We start from the raw sequence: 22396 nt of genomic DNA on the forward strand, positions 1-22396 counted from the left end.
TCGGGGTCGGTTGGTCAGCGGTCCGCGTCGAGGGCGGCCCGGACCAGGGCGTCCAGGTCCATGTCGTCGACGGCCGCGTCGTCCGCGGCCCGGTCGTCCTCGTCGCGGTCCGCGCCGTCGCCCAGGGCGAGCAGGGCGTCGAGCAGGCCGAGGTCGCGCAACCGGTCCAGCGGCACGGTCGCCAGCAGCGCCCGCACCCGGCCCTCCTCGTCGGCCTCCTCCGCCACCGGCGCGTCCGGCGCGAGGACGCCGGCGAGGCCCCGGTGCAGGTGCTCGGCGAGCGCCAGCGGGGTGGGCTGGTCGAACACCAGCGTCGCCGCGAGGGTCAGGCCGGTCAGCGCGGCCAGCCGGTCGCGCAGCTCGACCGCGGTCAGCGAGTCGAACCCGAGGTCGGTGAACGTCCGGTCGGCCGCGACGCGGTCCGCGCCGCCGTGCCGCAGCACGTCCGCCACCTCGGTGCGCACCAGGGACAGCAGCACCTGTCGCCGACCGCCCTCCGGCACGGCCGCCAACCGGGCGCGCAGGGCGTCGGCGGCGTCGTGACCGGTCCGCCCCGCCCCGGTCGGGTTCGCGCCGGTCAGGTGCGCGGTGAGGGCGCCCCCGCGCACCGGGCCGTAGCGCTCCCAGTCGATGTCGGCGACCACGGCGTGCGCGGCGCCGCCCGTCGCCAGGGAGCGCAGCACCTCCACGGCGCGGCGCGGCGGCATCGGCAGCGCACCGGCCCGGCGCGCCGCGTCCCGTGCGGCCGGGTCCGCGGCCATGCCGCCGCCGTCCCACGCGCCCCACGCGACGGACGTCGCGGCGAGCCCGGCGGCGCGGCGGTGGTGGGCGAGGGCGTCGAGCGCGGCGTTGGCGGCGGCGTAGTTGCCCTGCCCGGCGTTGCCGAGGACCGCCGACGCCGACGAGAACAGCACGAACACCGCGAGGTCGCGGTCCCGGGTCAGGTCGTCGAGGTTGCGGGCGGCGGCGAGCTTGGCGCGGAACACGGTGGCGAACCGGTCCGGCGTGAGGCCGTCGAGCAGCCCGTCGTCCAGCACGCCGGCCGCGTGCACGACACCGGTCAGGCCGGGCAGGTCCGCCAGCACGCGGGCCAGTGCGGTGCGGTCGGCCGCGTCGCACGCCACCAGGTCCACCCGCGCGCCGAGCGCGACCAGCTCGTCGCGCAGGCCGGTCGCGCCCGGCGCGTCGGCCCCGGTGCGGCCGAGCAGCACCAGGTGCTCCGCGCCGGCCTCTGCCAGGCCGCGGGCCACGTGCCCGCCCAGCGCGCCGGTGCCGCCGGTGACCAGCACGGTCCCGGTCGGCTGCCACGGGTCGGCGGACGGCGCGGTCGACCGGACGAGCCTGCTGCCGTGCGCCGTCGTGCCGCGCACCGCCACCCGGTCCTCGTCGCCGGACGCCAGCACGGCGGCGAGCACGGGACCGGACGCGGGGTCCCACGCGGCCGGCAGGTCGACGACGCCGCCCCAGCGGTCGGGGCGCTCCGCGGCGGCCACCCCGGTCAGGCCCCACACGGCGGCCCCGGCGACGGAGGGCGTCTCCCCGCCGATCGCCACCGCGCCCCGCGTGACGCACCACAGCGGCACGTCGCCGAGGGCGCGCAGCAGGGCGGCGGTGTCGAGCACGGCGGCGGGCACGCCGTCGCGCTCGGCGTCGTCCACCGCGAAGAACAGGGCGGTCGCGCCGTCGGGCACGTCCGCCGCGCCGCCCACCACCTCGGCGAGGGTCGTCACGCGGGCCTCGGGCAGCGCGGCCAGCACGTCCGCGACCCAGGCGTCCCCGGCGTGGGGCACGACCGCCAGCAGCGCGCCGGGCCGGGCGGCCGGCGGGTCGAGCGGCGCCCAGTCCAGCGCGTAGCGCCAGTCGGGCGTCGGGTCCGCGGTCGGCGCGGCGTCCCGCGGCCAGAACCGCTCCCGCTGGAAGGCGTAGGTCGGCAGCGCGCCCCGGCGCGCCCGGCGACCGCCGTGGAACGCGGCCCAGTCCACGTCCGCGCCGTGCGCGTGCAGGCGGGCCAGCGCCTCGGTCAGCGCGACCGGCTCGGACCGGTCCCCGCGCAGCGCGGGGACGGCCGCCGCGTCGGGCAGCACCTGCCGCACCGCACCCGAGAGCGACCCGTCGGGGCCGATCTCCAGGTGCACGCCCGCACCCGCCGCGGCGACCGCGTCGGCGAAGCGCACGGTGGCCCGGACCTGCCCGACCCAGTAGGCCGGGTCGGTGTGGTCCGCGCCGACGGCGACCGTCGACACGACCGGCACGCGCGGCGGCGCGAACCGCAGGCCGGCGACGACCTCGCCGAACTCCGCCAGCACCGGGTCCATCAGCGGCGAGTGGAAGGCGTGGCTGACCCGCAGCGCGCGGGTCTTGCGGCCGTCGGCGGTCAACCGGTCGGCGACCGCCGCGACCTCCTCGGCGACGCCGGACAGCACGACCGACTCCGGCCCGTTCACCGCCGCCAGCGCCACGCCGCCGGTGAGCAGCGGCGTCACCTCGGCCTCGGTCGCCCGCACGGCCACCATCGCGCCGCCGACCGGCAGCGCCTGCATGAGCCTGCCCCGGGCGGCCACCAGGCGGGCGGCGTCCGGCAGGGTCAGCACCCCGGCGACGTGCGCCGCGGCGACCTCGCCGACCGAGTGCCCGACCAGCACGTCCGGGCGCACGCCCCAGGACCCCAGCAGCCGCGACAGCGCCACCTGGAAGGCGAACAGGGCCGGCTGGGTGTAGCCGGTGAGGTCCAGGTCGTCGGAGGCCAGCACGTCGCGCAGCGGCCGGTCCAGTTCGCCGGCGAGCGCGTCGGCGACCTCGCCCAGCGCGTCGGCGAACACCGGGAAGCGGGCGGCCAGCCCGAGCCCCATGCCGGTCCGCTGCGCGCCCTGGCCGGCGAAGACCCAGGCCCGCACGGGTTCGCGGGCGGCGACCACACCGCTCGACCGGCCCTCGGCCAGCGCGGTCAGGCCGCGCACCAGTTCGTCCCGGTCACCGCACACGACGGCCGCGCGGTGCGGCAGGTGCGCGCGGGCGCGGGCCGACGCCACGGCCAGGTCCGCGAGGTCGACGTGCGCGCCGCGGCCGAGGTGCCCGAGCAGCCGGGCGGCCTGGCCGCGCAACGCCTCCGGGCCGCGCGCCGACAGCAGCACGGGCAGCGGCCCGTCGACGGCGGCGGCGGGCTCCGGCCGGGCGGGTGGGGCCTGTTCGACGACGACGTGCGCGTTGGTGCCGCTCGCGCCGAACGACGACACGCCGGCCCGGCGCGGCGCGCCCGTGTCTGGCCACGCCACCGGCTCGGTGAGCAGCGCGACGTGACCCGCCGCCCAGTCCACGTGCGACGACGGCGCGTCCACGTGCAGGGTGCGGGGCACGACACCGCGGCGCATGGCCTGCACGACCTTGATCACGCCGGCGACGCCGGACGCGGCCTGCGTGTGCCCGAGGTTCGACTTGACGGAGCCGAGCAGCAGGGGCCGCTCGCGGTCCTGGCCGTAGGTCGCGAGGACGGCCTGCGCCTCGATGGGGTCTCCCAGGGTGGTGCCGGTGCCGTGCGCCTCCACCACGTCCACATCGGACGGCGCCAGGCCCGCGTCGGCCAGCGCCGCACGGATCACCCGCTGCTGCGCCGGCCCGTTCGGCGCGGTCAGGCCGTTCGACGCGCCGTCGGAGTTGACCGCGCTGCCCCTCACGACCGCCAGCACCTCGTGCCCGTTGCGGCGGGCGTCCGACAGCCGCTCCAGCACCAGCACCGCGACGCCCTCGGACCAGCCCACGCCCTCGGCCGAGTCGGCGAACGACCGGCACCGGCCGCCCGCCGCGAGCCCGCCCTGGTGGGTGAACTCCTCGAACGCGATCGGCGTCGACATCACGGTGACGCCGCCCGCCAGCGCCAGCGACGACTCGCCCGCCCGCAGCGACCGCGCCGCCAGGTGCAGCGCCACCAGCGACGACGAACAGGCCGTGTCGATCGTCATCGCCGGGCCCTCCAGCCCGAGCACGTACGACACCCGGCCGGACAGCACGCTCGCCGCGTTGCCCGCGAGCAGGTGCCCACGCAGGTCGGCGGGCGGCCGGTAGTCGGCCCCGGTCGAGCCGATGAACACGCCCGCGGCGGAGCCGCGCAGGTCGCCGGGATCGACGCCCGCGTCCTCCAGCGCCTCCCACGAGGTCTCCAGCAGCAGCCGCTGCTGCGGGTCCATCGACAACGCCTCGCGCGGCGAGATGCCGAAGAAGTCGGCGTCGAACAGCGGCGCGTCGTGCAGGAACCCGCCCTCGGCCGCCGCGCTGGTGGTGCGCAGCGAGCCGAGGTCCCAGCCGCGGTCGGTCGGGAACCCGGTGACCGCGTCCCGGCCCTCGTCGACCAGCCGCCACAGGCCGTCCGCGTCGGCGACGCCGCCCGGGAAGCGGCACGCCATGCCGACGATCACCACCGGGTCGTCGGACGCCTCGCGCGGCCGTGCCGCCACCTCGGGGGTCGGGTCGCCGAGCAGCGCGGTGACCAGGTGGTCGCGCAGCGACTCGGGGGTGGGGTGGTCGAACACGGCGGTCGCGGGCAGCGCCAGGCCGGTCGCGGCGGTGAGCCGGTCGCGCAGCTCGACGGCGGTCAGCGAGTCGAAGCCGAGGTCGCGGAACGCCCGGTCGGGCGCGACGTCCGCGGCCGACCCGTGCTCCAGGACGGCGGCCACGGCGGCGCGCACGGTGTCCAGCAGCTCGCGCGCCACCTGCTCGCGCGGCCGGTCCCGGGCGTCCTCCCCGAGGTCCGCGGCGATCCGCACACCGGGGACCTCGGAGAGGACGCGGGAGCCGACCGGGCGCGGGGGGATGCGCGCCCAGTCGACGTCGGCGACCACGACGTCACCGTCGGCGGTCGCGAGCGCGGTCACGGCGGTCGCGCCGTGCAGCGGGGTGAGGCCGGCGCGGTGCAGGCGGTCGGCGGAGGCCGACCCGGCCCACGGGGACCAGGACACGACGGTCGCGGGCAGGCCGAGCGAGCGGCGGCGCGCGGCCAGCGCGCGCAGGGAGGCGTCCGAGACGGCGTCGTCGGCGTGGCCCGCCGCGCCCCACACCCCGGCGATCGTGGTGGGCAGCGCGAACAGGGCCAGGTCGTGGTCGCGGGTCAGCTCGTCGAGGTGGACCGCGCCCTCCCACCGGCCGGCCGCGTGCACCACGCCGGTGAGGGCGTGCGCGGACACCACGGCCGCCAGGGCGTCCCGGTCGGTCACGTCGCAGGCGACGGACTCGGCCGTCGCGCCCAGCGCCTCGACCTCGCGCACCAGGGCGTCGGCGTCGCCGGAGCGGGTGAGCAGCACGAGGTGCGGCACGCCGCGCCCGGCGAGCCACCGCGCGGCGGCCGACCCGACCGCGCCGGTCGCGCCGGTCACCAGCACGGTGCCCCGGGGCGCCGGGGCCTCGGCGGTGTCGACGACCGGGACGAGTCGCTGGGCGCACAGCCCGTCGGACCGCACCGCCACGGCGTCCTCGCCCGCGGTGAGCGCGGCGGCGACCAGGGCTGGGTCGGCGTCTGCCGACACGTCCAGCACGCCGCCCCAGCGGCCGGCGTGCTCCAGCGAGGCGACCCGGCCGAAGCCCCAGAGCGCGGCCTGCGCGGGATCGGTCGCCGCGTCCCGCGTCACGCACCACACCGGGCGGTCCCCGGCGAGCAGCGCGGTCGTGCCCGCCACGTCGAGGAACGACAGCACGCCGTCGTGGTCGCCGGAGGTGGTGACGTCGAGCGGCAGGGAGTCGAGCAGCGGTCGGACCCACCCGGCCGGGTCCTCCGGCAGCACGGCCAGCCAGCGGCCGGTCGGGGCGGGCCCGGCGGGCACGGGGCGCCACTCCAGCCGGTAGCGGTCGACCAGGGCGGCCCGGGCCCTGCGCCTGCCGTCCAGCGCGGCCAGCGCGGAGTCCAGGGCGTCGCGGTCGAGGTCCAGGTCCGCGGCGAGGTCCGCCACGTCGGCGGGGTCGAGGGCGGTCGGGGCGGCGGGTTCCGGCCAGTAGGCGGCCCGTTGGAACGGGTAGGTCGGCAGGTCGACCAGCCGACCGCCGGCGACCCACTCCGACCAGTCCACCGCGATGCCGCGCACGTGGGCGCGGCCGAGGGCGGCGGCCAGCGCGGCCGGTTCGTCCCGGTCGCGCCGCAGCAGCGGCACCACCTCGGCGTCGGGCACGCTCTCCCGCGCCACGGCGGCGAGCGAGCCGTCCGGCCCGACCTCCAGCAGGGTCGTCGCCCCGGTGGCGGCCACGGCGTCGGCGAACCGCACGGTCGCGGTCACCTGCCGCACCCAGTGGTCGCCGTCGAACACCGCGTGCGGCAGCCCGGTCACGGTGGACACGACCGGGATGCGCGGCGCGTGCGCGGTCACCCCGGCGGCGACCTCGGCGAACTCCGCCAGCACCGGCTCGACGAGCGGCGAGTGGAAGGCGTGCGACACGGTGAGCCGCCTGGTGCGCCTGCCCCGCTCCGCCCACCGGCGCGCCAGGGCCAGGACGCCGGCCTCGTCGCCGGAGAGCACCACCGAGCGCGGGCCGTTCACCGCGCCCAGCACGACCCGGTCGCCCAGGAACGGCGCGACCTCGTCCTCCGACGCCTCCACCGCGACCATCGCCCCGCCCGGTGGCAGCGCGGCCATCAGCCGGCCGCGCGCGGCGACCAGCCGGGCCGCGTCCGCCAGGGACAGCGCCCCGGCCACGTGCGCGGCGGCGAACTCGCCGACCGAGTGGCCGACCAGCACGTCCGGCCGCACGCCCCACGACTCCAGCAGCCGGGACAGGGCCACCTCGAACGCGAACAGCGCGGGCTGCGCGAACCCCGTGCCCGCCAGCCGCCCGGCGTCGCCGAGGACGTCGACCGGCAGGTCGAGCGCGGCGAACGCCTCGTCCAGCGCGTCGGCGAACACCGGGAACCGGGCGGCCAGCCCGAGCCCCATGCCGGCCCGCTGCGCGCCCTGACCGGCGAACAGCAGCGCCGACGGCCCGCCGACGGGCGTGCCGGCCGCGACCTCGCGCACCTCGCCGCCGTCGGAGAGCAGCACCACGCGGTGGTCGAACGCGGCGCGCGCGGTCACCAGGGTGTGCCCCACGTCGAGCGGGTCGGCGTCGACGCCGGCGAGCCGCGCGACGGCGGCGCGCACCGCGTCCTCGGAGCGGGCCGACACCGGCCACGGCACCGGGCCGCCCGCGCCGGGGCGCGGGGGCCGGGCGATCTCCGGGGCGTCGAGCACGACGTGCGCGTTGGTGCCGCTCACGCCGAAGGACGACACGCCGGCCCGGCGCACGCGGCCGGTCTCCGGCCACGGCGTCGGCGCGGTCACCACCTCGACCGCGCCGCTCGACCAGTCGACGTGCGACGACGGCTCGGTCACGTGCAGGGTCGGCGGCACGACACCGTGCCGCATCGCCAGCACCACCTTCATGACCCCGGCGACGCCGGCGGCGGCCTGGGTGTGGCCGATGTTGGACTTGACCGACCCGAGCAGCAGCGGGCGTTCGCGGTCCTGCCCGTAGGTGGCCAGCACCGCCTGCGCCTCGATCGGGTCGCCGAGCGCCGTGCCGGTGCCGTGCGCCTCCACGACGTCCACTTCGGACGGTCGCAGCCCGGCGTTGGCCAGCGCCTGCCGGATGACGCGCTGCTGCGAGGGGCCGTTGGGCGCGGTGAGGCCGTTGGACGCGCCGTCCTGGTTGACCGCCGACCCGCGCAGCACGGCCAGCACCTCGTGCCCGTTGCGCCGCGCGTCGGACAGCCGTTCCAGCACCAGCACGCCCGCGCCCTCGGCCCAGGCGGTGCCGTCCGCGCCGTCGGCGAACGCCTTGCACCGGCCGTCCGCGCTGAGCAGGCCCTGCCGGCTGAACTCGGTGAAGATCCACGGGGTGGACATCACGGACACGCCGCCGACCAGCGCCAGCCCGGACTCGCCGGAGCGCAGCGACTGCGCGGCCAGGTGCATCGCGACCAGCGACGCCGAGCACGCCGTGTCCACGGTGACCGCGGGCCCCTCCAGGCCCAGCACGTAGGACACCCGCCCGGAGACGACGCTGCCCGCGATGCCGGTGCCGACGTGCCCGTCGCGCTCCGCGCCGGACCCGAGCAGCAGGTTCCCGTAGTCCTGGCCGTTCGTGCCGACGAACACGCCCGTGTCGCCGCCGCGCAGGCCCGCCGGGTCGATGCCCGCCCGTTCCAGGGCCTCCCACGACACCTCCAGCAGCAGGCGCTGCTGCGGGTCCATGGCCAGCGCCTCGCGGGGCGAGATGCCGAAGAAGCCGGCGTCGAAGGCGGCCACGTCGCGCAGGAAGCCGCCGGAGCGGGTGGTGCTGCCGCGCAGCGCCTCCGCCGACCAGCCGCGGTCGGTCGGGAACGGGCCGATCGCGTCCCGGCCGCCGACCAGCAGCTCCCAGTAGCCCTCGGGGCTGTCCACGCCGCCGGGCAGGCGGCACGCCATGCCGACGATCGCCACCGGCTCGTCCGCGGTCACGGCGGCGCGCGGCCGCTCGGGCTCGGCGGCGGTCCCGCCGAGCAGGGTCTCCAGGTGGGCGACCAGCGCGGTCGGGGTCGGGTGGTCGAACACGGTCGTGGCGGGCAGGTCCACGCCGAGCACGCGCGCCAGGCCGTTGCGGAACTCCAGCGCGGTGAGCGAGTCGAAGCCCAGGTCGCGGAACCGGCCGTGCGGGTCGACCGCGGCGGCGTCGGCGTGCCCGAGGACGGCGGCGGCGCGTTCCCGGACGGCGGCCATCAGGTCGCGGGCCGTCGGTGCGTCGACCGCGGCGGTCCCGGGGACCTCGTGCCGGGACTCCGCGGGCAGCAGCCCGCCCACGAACCGCGCGGACCTCGGCCGCGCCCCGGCGGCCTGCCAGCGCGCCCAGTCGACGTCGGCGACGGCCAGCACGGTCTCGTCGGCCGCCAGCGCGCCCCACAGCGCCTCCACGGCGTGCCCGGCGGCCATCGCGCCGAACCCGTCGCGGCGCGCGCCCGCGTCGACCTGGGCGGCGTCGGCGGCCATGCCGATCTCAGCCCACCGGCCCCAGGCGATCGAGGTCGCCGACAGCCCGGCGGCGCGGCGGTTCCCGGCGACGGCGTCGAGCGCGGCGTTCGCGGCGGCGTAGTTGCCCTGGCCGGGGTTGCCGAGCGTGCCGGCCATGCTGGAGAACAGCACGAACGCGGCCACGTCCCGGTCGCGGGTCAGCTCGTCCAGGTGCCGGGCGGCGTCCACCTTGGTGCGCCACACGGCGTCGAATCGGTCGGGGGTGAGGGCGTCGAGCACGCCGTCGTCCAGCACGCCCGCCGCGTGCACGACCACCTCGGGCGCGTGCTCGTCGAGCAGCGCGGCCAGCGCCTCCCGGTCGGTCACGTCGGCGGCCACGACGCGCAGGTCCACGCCGTCGAGTTCGGCGCGCAGCGCGGCCGCGCCCGGCGCGTCCGGTCCGCTGCGGCTCACCAGCACCAGGCGTTCCGCGCCGGCGCTCGCGAACCGGCGGGCGACGTGCGCGCCGAGCGCGCCCGTGCCGCCGGTGATCAGCACCCGCCCGGTGGGCACCGGGCGGACGGCCGCGCGGCGCGGCGCGCGGACCAACCGGCGGCCCAGCACGCGCCCCGACCTGATCGCGGCCTCGTCCTCCCCCGCCGCGCCGGTCAGCACGGCGGCCAGCAGGCCGGTGTCGACGTCGCCCGGGGGCACGTCCACCAGACCGCCCCAGCGGTCGGGGTGCTCCAGGCCGACGACGCGGCCGAGTCCCCACACGGCGGCCTGCTCCGGGTCGGCCGGGGCGTCGCCGGTGTCCACCCCGCCCCGGGTCAGGCACCACAGCGGCGCGGTGATCCCGGCGTCGCCGAGCGCCTGCACGAGCGCGGCGGTCGCCACGACCGGGTCGCGGCCGGCCGCCAGCAGGGACAGCACGCCCGCCGGTCCCGGGCCCGTCAGGGCTTCGGCGAGGGCCGCCCGGTCACCGCCGGGCACGAGCACGGCGTCGCCGAGCAGCCCGGTCGTCCAGGAGGTGTCGACGCCCTCGGGCGCGACGACCAGCCAGCGACGGAGGGGGGCGGACACCGGGGAGACCGGCACCGGGGAGACCGGCACCGGGGAGACCGGCACAGGGGTCCAGTCGACGCGGTAGCGCCAGGTGTCGACGGTCGCGCCGACCTGGTCGGCCACGTCCGGGACCGGCCAGTAGCGCTCGTGCCGGAACGCGTAGGTCGGCACCTCGGCGGGCGCGACGCCGGGCACGAGGGCGTCCCAGCGCACCGGCACGCCCGCCACCCACGCCTCGGCCACCGACCGCAGCAGCCGGTCCGAGCCACCCTCGCCGCGCCGCAGCGACCCCACCACCACGGCGTCGTCGCCGACGATGTCGCGCACGCTCATCGACAGCACCGGGTGCGGCCCGACCTCGACGAACACCCCGCGCCCGGCGGCCCGCACCGCGCCCTGGAAGTCGACCCGCTCGCGCAGGTTGCGGAACCAGTAGCCGGCGTCCAGGCCGGCCGTGTCGAGGGCCGCGCCGAGCACGCCCGAGTAGAAGTCCACGTCGGTCGACGCGGGCGCGAGGCCGCGCAGGACCTCCGCCAGCGCGTCGCGCACCTCGTCCACGCCGGACCAGTGCGACGCGTAGTCGACCGGGATGCGGCGTGCCCGCACGTCCCGCGCGGTCAACGACGCGACCAACTCGTCCAGTGCCCCGACCTCGCCGGACAGCACGACCGCGCGCGGCCCGTTGACCGCCGCGATCCCCACCCGGTCGTCGACCAGGGCCTCCACCTCGGCCACCGGCAGCGCCACCGACGCCATGCCACCGCGACCGGACAGCGCCTCGGCCACGACCCGGCTGCGCAGCGCCACGACCCGCGCCGCGTCGTCCAGGGACAGCGCGCCCGCCACGCAGGCCGCCGCGATCTCGCCCTGCGAGTGGCCCACCACCCCGGCGGGCGGGACGCCGAGCGACCGCCACACCTCGGCCAGCGACACCATCACCGCCCACAGCGCGGGCTGCACCACGTCGACCCGGGCCAGCGCGTCCTCGTCGGCCAGCGCGTCGAGCACCGACCAGTCGACGTGCCGCGAGAGCGCGGCGTCGCACTCGCGCAGCCGGTCCGCGAACACGGGCGACGACGCGACCAGGTCCAGGGCCATGCCGACCCACTGACCGCCCTGACCGGGGAACACGAACACGGCCTCGCCGCGGTCGGCCGCCGTGCCGAGCACCGCGGCCGGGTCCTCGCCACCGCGCGCCAGGTTCGCCAGCGCGCGGCACCGCTCGTCGTGGTCGGCGCCGAGCACGACGGCGCGGTGCTCGAAGCCGGAACGCCCGGCCAGCGCCGCGGCCACGGCGGCCGGGTCGAGGTCGGGCCGGGCCAGCACGGCGTCGAGCAGCCGGGCCGCCTGGGCGCGCAGCGCGTCCTCCGTGCGGCCGGACAGCACCCACGGCACCGGACCGGCCACGGGAGCCGGGTCGGCGGGCGGCGCGGCGACGGCGGCGGGCGGCTGCTCCAGCACGACGTGCGCGTTGGTGCCGCTGATGCCGAACGCCGACACGCCGATCCGGCGCGGGGCCCCGGTGCGCGGCCACGGGCGGTCGGCGTGCAGCAGCTCGACCGCGCCCGCCGACCAGTCGACGCGCGAGGACGGGGTGTCCGCGTGCAGGGTGCGCGGCAGCACGCCGTGCCGCATGGCGTAGATCGCCTTGACCACGCCCGCGACGCCGGCGGCGGCCTGGGTGTGGCCGATGTTGGACTTCACCGACCCCAGCCACAGCGGCTCGGTGCGGTCGCGGCCGTAGGTGGCGAGCAGCGCGTGCGCCTCGATCGGGTCGCCCAGCGGCGTGCCCGTGCCGTGCGCCTCGACCGCGTCCACCTCGGACGGTTCGAGGCCCGCGTCCGCGAGCGCCGCCCGGATCACGCGCTGCTGCGCGCGGCCGTTGGGCGCGGTCATCCCGTTGGACGCGCCGTCGGAGTTGATCGCCGTGCCCCGCACGACGGCCAGCACCCGGTGCCCGTTGGCGAGCGCGTCGGACAGCCGCTCGACCAGCAGCACGCCGACGCCCTCGGCCATGCCGAACCCGTCGGCCTCCTCGCCGAACGCCCGGCAGCGGCCGTCCGCCGACAGCGCGCGCTGCCGGCTGAACCCGGTCAGCGTCTCCGGCGACGTCATGATCGTGGCGCCGCCCGCCAGGGCCAGGTCGCACTCGCCGGAGCGCAGCGCCCGCGCGGCCAGGTGCAGCGCGACCAGGGCCGACGAGCAGCCGGTGTCGAGGGTGAGGGCGGGGCCCTCGGTGCCGAGCAGGTAGGCGACGCGACCGGACAGGATGCTGGTGGCGCGGCCGGTGAGCAGGTGGCCCTCGTAGCCGTCCTCGTTGGTCAGGACACCGGTGGCGTAGTGCTGGTAGGCCGCGCCGAGGAAGACGCCGGTGCTGCTGCCGCGCACCGAGCGCGGGTCCACGCCGGCGTGCTCCAAGGCCTCCCACGAGGTCTCCAGCAGCAGGCGCTGCTGCGGTTCCATCGCGATGGCCTCGCGCGGCGAGATGCCGAAGAACGCCGCGTCGAAGTCGCCCGCCTCGGGCAGGAACGCGCCGCGCGCGACGTAGGTGCGGCCGGGGCGGTCCGGGTCGGGGTCGTAGAGGCCGGCGAGGTCCCAGCCGCGGTCGGCCGGCAGGTCGCCGACCACGTCCGCGCCCGCCGCCACCAGGTCCCACAGCTGCTCGGGCGCGGTGACGCCGCCGGGGAACCGGCAGCCGACGCCGACGATCGCGACCGGTTCGTCGTTCGCCTCGCGCACGACGGTGGCGGCGGCCCCGTCCTCCCCGAGCAGCAGCACGCGCAGGTGGTCGGCCAGCTCGGCCGGGCTGGGGAAGTCGAAGACCACGGTGCTGGGCAGGGTGAGCCCGGTGCGGGCGTTGAGCCGGTTGCGCAGGTCCACGGCCATCACCGAGTCGAACCCGACCTCGCGGAACGCGCGGTCCTCGGCCACCGCCGAGTCGTCGCGGTGCCCGAGGGCGGCGGCGGCCTCGCCGCGCACCAGCTCGCGCAGCGCGCGGTCCCGTTCGGCGCGCGGCAGGGCGCGCAGGCCCGCGACCAGGTCCGACTCGTCGCGCGCAGGCTCGGGGGCGGCGCGCAGCGCGCGGACCTCGGGGATCTCGTCGAACAGGGCGTTGGGGCGGCCGGTGGTGAACACGGCGTGGAACACCGGCCAGTCCACGTCGGCGACGGCGGGCGCGGTCTCGTCGGCGTCCAGGACACCGCCGAGGGCGGTCAGCGCGAGGTCCACGTCCAGGAACGGCAGGCCGCTGCGGCGCACCTGCTCGGGGTCGACGTCCGGGCGGTTCATGGTGCGCTCGTCGGCCCAGATGCCCCAGCGCACGGACACGCCGGTCAGGCCGCGGGCGCGGCGGTGCTCGGCGAGCGCGTCGAGGTAGGCGTTGCCCGCCGCGTACGCGCCGTGGTCGGCGCTGCCCCACAGGCCCGCGATCGAGCTGAACAGCACGAACGCGTCGAGGTCGGCGGGCAGCAGTTCGTCCAGGTTGGCCGCGCCGGAGACCTTGGCGTCCACCACGGCGGCGAAGTCGGCCAGGGAGGTGTCGGCGAGCACGCCCAGCTCGGTGAGCGCTGCGGCGTGGAACACCGAGCGCACCTCGCGGCCCTCGGCCGCCAACCGCTCCAGCAGGGCGGCCACGGCGGCCCGGTCGCCCACGTCGCACACCGGGAACTCGACCTCGGCGCCCAGGGCTTCCAACTCGGCCTTCAGCCCGGCGTCCACGCCGCGCCGACCGGCGACGACGAGGTGCCGCGCGCCGTCGCGGGCGAGCCGGCGGCACAGGTGCGGGCCGAGCGCGCCGGTGCCGCCGGTGACCAGGACCGTGCCGCGCGGGGTGTACTCGCGGACGCGGTTTGCCGCGCCGGCCCGCACGAGGCGGCGCGCGTGCAGGCCGGTCGGGCGGACGGCGAGCAGGTCGGTGGGCTCGGCGAGCGCGGTGCGCAGCAGGGCGGCGGTGTGCCCGTCGAGGCGGTCCGGCAGGTCGAGGCACCCGCCGAAGCGCGAGGGGTGTTCGAGCGCGGCGACCCGGCCGACGCCGAGCACCTGCGCCGGCACGGGCGAGGTGACGGGGTCGTGCGCGCCGGTCGACACCGCGCCCCGGGTGAGCAGCCACAGCGGCGCGGCGCAGCCGAGGTCGCCCAGCGCCTGCACCAGGGCCACGGTGAGCGCCAGGCCGGTGGCCAGCGCCGGGTGGGCGGGGTGCGGCTCCTCGGCGGCGGCCAGCAGCGAGACGACGCCGGACAGGCCGGCGGTGTCGCCCAACCGGTCGGCGAGCACGGCGCGGTCGTGGCAGTCGGCGTCGAGCACGACCTCCCGGACCTCGACCCCGCCGGCGCGCAGCGCGTCGACGACCTCGGCGTCCCGCCCGGTGGTGCCCCGCCCCGTGCCGACCACGAGCCACGTGCCGGTCAGGGCGGCGGGCCGGGTCCTGGGCAGCGCGCGCCAGACCTCGCGGTAGCGCCAGTGGTCGACGGCGTCCCGCTCGCCGCGCCTGCGCCGCCACGCGGTCAGCGCGGGCAGCACCTCCGCCAGCGCGGGCCGCCGTTCCTCGTCCAGGTCCAGCAGGGCGGCCAGCTCCCCCGCGTCGGCCCGGTCCACCGCGGACCACAGGCCGGCGTCGGCCGGGTCGACCGCCGCGGACGGGTCGGCGGGGCTCACCCAGTAGTGCTCGTGCTCGAAGGCGTAGGTGGGCAGCACGGCCAGCCCGTCGCCCGGCACGGTCGCCGCCCAGTCCACCGGAACACCGGCGACGTGGGCCTCGGCGGCGGCCAGCAGGAGGCGCGCGGCGTCGCCGTCGTCGCGGCGCAGGGTGCCGAGCACCACCGCGTCCGCGCCGACGACGTCCTGCACGCTCGCGGTGAGCACGGGGTGCGGGCTCACCTCGACCAGCGCGGTGTGCCCGTCGGCCACCGCGGCGCGCACGGCCGCCTCGAACTCGACGCGCTCCCGCAGGTTGCGGTACCAGTACGCGGCGTCCAGGCCGGAGGTGTCCAGCGGGCCGCCGGTCACCGCGGAGTAGAACGCGACGTCCGACGCGACGGGCGCGACCGGGGCGAGCACCTCGGCCAGCCGCTGCTCGACCTCGGCGACACCGGAGAAGTGCGAGGCGTAGCTGACCGGGATGCGGCGCGCCCGCACGTCCCGCGCGGTCAACGACGCGACCAACTCGTCCAGTGCCCCGACCTCGCCGGACAGCACGACCGCGCGCGGCCCGTTGACCGCCGCGATCCCCACCCGGTCGTCGACCAGGGCCTCCACCTCGGCCACCGGCAGCGCCACCGACGCCATGCCGCCCCGGCCCTCCAGCGACTCGGCGATGGCCCGCGCCCGCAGCGCCACGACCCGCGCGCCGTCCTCCAGCGACAGCGCGCCCGCCACGCACGCGGCGGCGATCTCGCCCTGCGAGTGGCCGATCACGGCGGCCGGTTCGACGCCCAGCGCGCGCCACGCGGCGGCCAGCGACACCATCACCGCCCACAGCGCGGGCTGCACGACGTCGACCCGCTCCAGCGCGACCGCGTCGCCGAGCACGTCGGACAGCGACCAGTCGACGTGCGCGGACAGCGCCTCGTCGCACTCCCGCAGCCGCCGCGCGAACACCGGGGACGACTCGGCCAGGTCGAGCGCCATGCCGACCCACTGCGCGCCCTGACCGGGGAAGACGAAGACCACGCGACCGGGCGTGCCGGCCTCGCCGCGCACCAGCGCGCCGTGCGGGCGGTCCTCGGCCAGCGCGCGCACGGCGTCGCGGTCGAGCAGCACGGCGCGGTGGTCGAACGACGCGCGCCGCAGCAGGGACCGGGCGACCGCGTCGGCGGGCGCGTCGGGGTGCGCGTCGAGCCAGGACGCCAGCCGCGACGCCTGACCGCGCAGCGCGGCGGGCGTGCGGGCGGACAGCACCCACGGCGTCGACCGCACCGCCGGTTCCCCGGCGGGGGCGGCGGGGGCGGCGGGCGGCTCCTCGATCACGACGTGCGCGTTCGCGCCGCTCAACCCGAACGACGACACACCGGCCCGGCGCGGACGCCCGGCGGGCTCCCACGGCACGGCCTCGCGCAGCAGCCGGACGGAGCCCTCGGACCAGTCGACCCGGGTCGTGGGCGCCTCGGCGTGCAGGGTGCGCGGCAGCACGCCGTGGCGCATCGCCATGACCACCTTGATGACGCCGGCGATGCCCGCGGCCCACTGCGCGTGCCCGATGTTGGACTTGATCGACCCCAGCCACAGCGGGCGCTCGCGGTCCTGGCCGTAGGTGGCCATGAGCGCCTGGAGCTCGATGGGGTCGCCGAGCTTCGTGCCGGTGCCGTGCGCCTCGACCGCGTCCACCTCGGACGGCGCCAGTCGGGCGGCGGCGAGCGCGGCGCGGATCACCCGCTGCTGCGACGGGCCGTGCGGCGAGGTGATGCCGTTGGACGCGCCGTCGGAGTTGACCGCCGTGCCGCGCACCACCGCCCACACCTCGTGGCCAAGTTCGCGGGCCCGCGACAGTCGTTCGACGAGCAGCACGCCGACGCCCTCGGACCAGCCGGTGCCGGCCGCGTCGTCGGCGAACGCCCGGCAGCGGCCGTCCGCGGACAGCGCGCCCTGCCTGCTGAACTCGACGAAGAGCGACGGGTCGGTGAGCACCGTGACGCCGCCGACGAGCGCCATGCCGCACTCGCCGGCCCGCAGCGCGGACACCGCCGAGTGCAGGGCGACCAGGGAGGACGAGCACGACGTGTCGATCGTGACGGCCGGACCCTCCAGGCCCAGGAAGTAGGCGACGCGGCCGGAGGCGAAGCTCGGCGCGGTGCCGACCGCGCGCAGCCCCTCCAGGTGGGCGGCCTCCTCGGCGGTGCCCGGCGCGTACCCGGTCCCGGTCGCGCCGACGAACACGCCGGTGCGGGTGCCGCGCGCGGAGCCCGGGTCGATGCCCGCGTGCTCGAAGGCCTCCCACACGGCCTCCAGGAGCAGGCGCTGCTGCGGGTGCATGGCCAGCGCCTCGCGCGGCGGGATGTCGAAGAAGCCGGCGTCGAACGCGCCCGCGTCGGGCAGGAACCCGCCGGAGCGGGTGTAGGTGGTGCCCTGGCGGGTGCGGTCGGGGTGGTGGATGCGGGCCAGGTCCCAGCCCCGGTCGGACGGGAAGTCGCCGATCGCGTCCACGCCGTCGGCGACGACCCGCCACAGCTCCTCGGGGGAGTTCGCGCCGCCCGGGTACCGGCAGCTCATGCCGACGATGACGATCGGGTCGTCCTCGGCCACGGCCTCCCCGGTCCTGGGCTCGTCCGGCGTGGCGCCGGTCGCACCGAACAGCTCCGCGACCAGGTGGCGGGCGAGGGCGGCGGGCGTGGGGTGGTCGAAGACGGTCGTGGCGGGCAGCCGCAGGCCGGTGGCGGCGGCGAGGCGGTTGCGCAGGTCGACCGCGGTCAGCGAGTCGAAGCCGAGTTCGCGGAACGCGCGGTGCGGCGGCACCTGGCCGGGGTCGGCGAAGTCGAGGACGGCGGCGGCGTGCGTGGCGACGAGCCGGGCCAGCGCGCGCTCCCGGTCGGCGGCGGGCAACGCCGCCGGGCCCTCGGGGTGCGCGGTGGTCGACGCGGCGCGGCGGACCGGGCGGCGGTGGCCGCGCAGCACGCCCGGCAGGTCGGGGCGGCCGGCGAGCACCGCGCGGTCGAGGTCCGCGGGCACCACGACGGGGTCGGCGCCGGCGAGGGCCGCGTCGAACAGGGCCAACGCGTCCGGCGTGGACAGCGGGCGGACGCCGGTGGTGGACAGCCGGGTCACGTCCTGGTCGGTGAGGTGGGCGGTCATCGCGCCGCGCAGTTCCCAGAATCCCCAGGCCAGGGCGTGCGCGGTGAGGCCGCGGGCGTGCCGGTGGGCGGCGAGGGCGTCGAGGAAGGCGTTGGCGGCGGCGTAGTTGGCCTGCCCCGCCTGGCCGAGCGTGCCGGCGAGGGAGGAGAACAGCACGAACGCGGCGAGGTCGAGGTGCGCGGTCGCCCGGTGCAGGTGCCACGCGCCGCCGGCCTTGGCGGCGAGCACGCGGGCCAGCCGGTCGTCGGTCAGGTCGGTGAGCAGGGCGTCGTCGAGGACGCCGGCCGCGTGCACGACGGCCGTCAGGTCGGGGATGCCGTCGACCAGGTGTCGCACGGCGTCGGCGTCGGTGACGTCGCAGGCCACGACCCGGACGTCGGCCCCGTCGAGCCCGCTCGGGACCTCGCCGCCGGTGCGGCCGGCGAGCACGAGGCCCCGCACGCCGTGCCGCTCCACGAGGTGCCGTGCGATCTCGCCGCCCAGCGCGCCGAGCCCGCCGGTCACCAGGACGGTGCCACCCCCGAACGACGCCTCGCCGCTCGGGGTGACGCGCGCGAGCCTGCCCGCGAGGATCGCGCCACCGCGCACGACCAGCTGCGGCTCGTCGGTGCCGGCCAGGAGGGCCGGGACGTCGTCCGGTTCGCCGTCGGTGTCCACGAGCACGAAGCGGCCGGGGTGCTCGGCCTGCGCGGTGCGCACCAGGCCCCACACCGCGCCGGCGGCGACGTCCCGGACCACCTCGTCGGGGAGCGCGGCGACGGCGTGGCGCGTGACGACGACGAGCCGGCCCTCCCCTTCGGCCAGGAACCCGCGCAGGGCGGCGAGCACCCGTGCGCACAGCGCCACGGCCTCGTCCCCGGCGTCGTCGGACACCGACGCGACCGGCAGCACGGTCGTCCCGCCCCGCTCCCGCGCCGTCGGGTCCCCGTCGGCGGGGACGGGCGTCCACTCGACGCGGCGCAGCGCCGCCCCCGTCGTGGTCACGGCCTCCCGGCGGCGCAGGACCAGGCGCTCGACCGACGCCACCGGCGCGCCGGCGGGGTCGACCACCTCGACCGCGAACCCGGTCCCGGTGTCACCCGTCACGCGCACGCGCAGCGCCGTGGCGCCGGTCGCGTGCAGGTCGACCCCGGTCCACGTGAAGGGCAACCCGGCGGGACGGCCCTCGGCGAGCGCGGTGACCTGCAGGGCGGCGTCCAGCAGCGCCGGGTGCAGGCCGTAGCCGTCGGCCGGTGCCGCCTCGGGCGGCGACACCTCGCCGAACAGCTCGTCGCCCCGCCGCCAGGCGGCCGTGAGGCCCCGGAACGCGGGCCCGTAGGCGAACCCGTGCGCGGCCAGCCCGTCGTGGAACCCGGCGAGGTCGACCGGCTCGGCGTCGGCGGGCGGCCACTGGGCGTCCCCCGCCGGGGTCGCCCGCCCGGCGGCCAGCACGCCGGACGCGTGGTGGACCCACTCGTCGCCGACGCGGGAGTGCACGTCGACGGCCCGCCGACCGCCGTCGTCCGCGCCGACCACGACCTGGACCCGGACCCCGGCGGCGGGCACGGTGAGCGGCGCGTGCAGGGTCAGCTCGGCCACGCGCGGGCAGCCGACCTCGTCACCGGCCGCCACCGCCATCTCGACGAACGCCGTGCCGGGCAGCACCGCGGCCCCGTCCACGACGTGGTCGGCCAGCCACGGCAGCGCGGCGGGCCGCAGGCGGGTGCCGAACACCACCGTCCCCGACCCGACCACCTCGATCGGCACGCCCAGCAGCGGGTGCCCCTCGGTGACGGCGGCGGGTCGGGGCGCGGGCCAGTAGCGGCGGCGCTGGAAGGCGTAGGTGGGCAGGTCGGCGAGCGGCCCGTCGGGCAGCGCGTCGGCCACCCGGACGGGGCCGCCGCGCACGGCCAGCTCGCCCAGGGACAGCAGGAAGCGGCGCAGGCCGCCCTCGTCTCGGCGCAGCGTGGCGACGGAGACGCCGGCGCCGGTCTCGGCCAGGGTTTCCGCGATCCCGGCGCGCAGCACCGGGTGCGGCGCCACCTCGACCAGGAACCCGTGCCCCCGGTCGAGCAGCGCGCGCACCGATGGTCCGAAGTGGACGGTCTGGCGGAGGTTGCGGAACCAGTAGCCCGCGTCCAGTTCCGCGGTGTCCAGCCAGTCTCCGGTCACCGTGGAGAAGAACGGCACGGTCCCGGCGCGCGGCGCGACCGGGGCGAGGTCGGCGAGCAGGCGCTGTTCCAGCTCGGCGACCTGGGCCGAGTGCGAGGCGTAGTCCACGTCCACGCGGCGCGCGCGCACGTCCCGCGCGGTCAGCTCGGCGAACACCGCGTCCAGCGCGCCGACCTCGCCGGAGACGACCGCGGACGAGGGCCCGTTGACCGCGGCGATCGACACGTCGGGGTGGTCGGCCAGCAGCGCCTCGACCCGCTCGGCGGGCCACGGCACGGACACCATGCCGCCGCGCCCGGCGAGCCGCTCCCGGATGGCGGTGGCCCGCAGCGCCACGACGCGCGCCCCGTCCTCCAGCGACAGGCCGCCCGCGACCACGGCCGCCGCGATCTCGCCCTGGCTGTGGCCGACGACGGCGGCGGGCCGCACGCCGTGCGCGCGCCACACCTCGGCCAGCGACACCATCACCGCGAACAGGGCGGGCTGCACGACGTCCACGCGGTCCGCCGGCACCTCGCCGCGCAGCACGCCGGCCAGGTCCCAGCCGACGTGCGGCGCGAGGGCCCGCGCGCACTCCTCGGCGCGACGCCGGAACACCGGCGAGGTGTCCCACAACTCGCGGCCCATCCCCACCCACTGCGAGCCCTGCCCGGGGAAGACGAACACGGCCTTGCCCACGCCGTCGGCCACGCCGGTCACGACGTTGGCCGCCGGCTCGCCCGCGGCGAGCGCCGCGAGACCCGTCACCAGCTCGGCGCGGTCCGCGCCCACGACGACGGCCCGGTGGTCGAGCGCCGAGCGCGCGCCGGCCAACGCCCGGCCCACGTCGGCCGGGTCCAGGTCGGGCCGCTCGGTCAGCCACGCGTGCAGCTTGGCCGCCTGGGCGCGCAGCGCTCCCCCGGTCCGGCCGGAGAGCAGCCACGGCACGGCCACCGGGTCGGCAGCGGGCCCGGCCGCGTCCCGGGTGGTCGGGCCGTCCTCACCGGACGCGTCCTCCTCGTCGACCGGCGCGGCCTCGGGGGCCTGCTCCAGCACGACGTGGGCGTTGGTGCCGCTGATGCCGAACGACGACACGGCCGCGCGCCGAGGTCTACCGGTCTCCGGCCAGGGCTCGGCCCCGGTCAGCAGCCGCACCGCGCCCGACGCCCAGTCGACCCGGGTCGACTGGGCGTCGACGTGCAGGGTGCGCGGCAGCACGCCGTGGCGCATCGCCTCGATCACCTTGATCACACCGCCGACGCCGGCGGCGGCCTGCGCGTGCCCGATGTTGGACTTGAGCGACCCCAGCCGCAGCGGTTCGGGCCGCTCGCCGCCGTACACGGCCAGCAGGGCCTGCGCCTCGATCGGGTCGCCCAGCGACGTGCCGGTGCCGTGCGCCTCCACCGCGTCCACGTCGGACGGCGCGAGGCGGGCGTCGGCGAGGGCCGCGCGGATCACCCGCTGCTGCGACGGCCCGTTGGGGGCGGTGAGCCCGTTGGACGCGCCGTCGGAGTTGACGGCGGTGCCGCGCACGACCGCGAGCACCCTGCGGCCCTCGCGCACGGCGTCGGACAGCCGCATCAGCACCAGCACGCCCACGCCCTCGGCCCACCCGGTGCCGTCCGCGCCGTCGGCGAACGCCTTGCAGCGCCCGTCGGCGGCCAGCCCGCCCTGCCGGGTGAAGTCGACGAACATCGACGGCGTCGCCATCACCGTGACGCCGCCGACGAGCGCCATGCCGCACTCGCCCGAGCGCAGCGACCGGACCGCCCAGTGCAGCGCGACCAGCGACGACGAGCACGCCGTGTCCACCGTGACGGCGGGCCCCTCCAGGCCCAGCACGTACGCCAGCCGCCCGGACAGCACGCTCGTCGTGTTGCCGGTCAGCCGGAAGTCCTCCGCGTCACCGCTCAGCGCCGCCGCGTAGTCCTGCGCGAACCCGCCGACGAACACGCCGGTCCGGCTGCCGCGCAGCGACAGCGGGTCGACGCCGGCGCGCTCGACCGCCTCCCAGGCGACCTCCAGCAGCAGCCGCTGCTGCGGGTCCATCGCCAGCGCCTCGCGCGGCGAGATCCCGAACAGCTCGGCGTCGAACCCGGCCGCGCCGTGCAGGAACCCGCCGCGGTCGGTCGCGGACAGCTCCGCCAGCGCCTCCAGGTCCCACCCGCGGTCGGTGGGGAACGGCGTGGTGGCGTCCACACCGGACTCCACCAGCCGCCACAGGCCCTCCGGGTCCTCCACCCCGCCGGGGAAGCGGCAGGCGGTGGCCACGACGGCGAGCGGTTGGCCGTCCCGCTCCTCCAGGTCCTTCACCCGCTGCTTGCTGCGCCGCAGGTCGGCGGAGGCACGGCGGAGGTAGTCCCGGAGCCTGTCTTCGTTGCCCATTCAACCCAACCCATCTCGACGGTCGACGGCGACACGAACGGGTACGCGTCTGCCCAGTCTCGACGGGTGATCGCCGGAAAATCCCTAGAGTCGCGGCG

General features: G+C 78.2%; 1 protein-coding gene. It reads right to left on the minus strand.

Going from position 1 to position 22396, the window contains the following annotated elements:
• Positions 1–14: 14 nt before the first annotated feature.
• The gene (locus CKY47_RS33395; RefSeq protein ID WP_306750350.1) at positions 15–22298 is read right to left on the minus strand and encodes a type I polyketide synthase; all 22284 of its coding nucleotides are present in this window, start codon (positions 22296–22298) and stop codon (positions 15–17) included.
• Positions 22299–22396 lie beyond the last annotated feature (98 nt).

Origin of the sequence: Saccharothrix longispora (assembly GCF_030852425.1) — a bacterium.
GTDB classification, from domain to species: Bacteria; Actinomycetota; Actinomycetes; order Mycobacteriales; family Pseudonocardiaceae; genus Actinosynnema; species Actinosynnema longispora.

What these genes read in the sequence shown, in the direction of transcription:
- CKY47_RS33395 (WP_306750350.1), bottom strand. Translation starts at nt 22,298, where the DNA reads ATGGGCAACGAAGACAGGCTCCGGGACTACCTCCGCCGTGCCTCCGCC.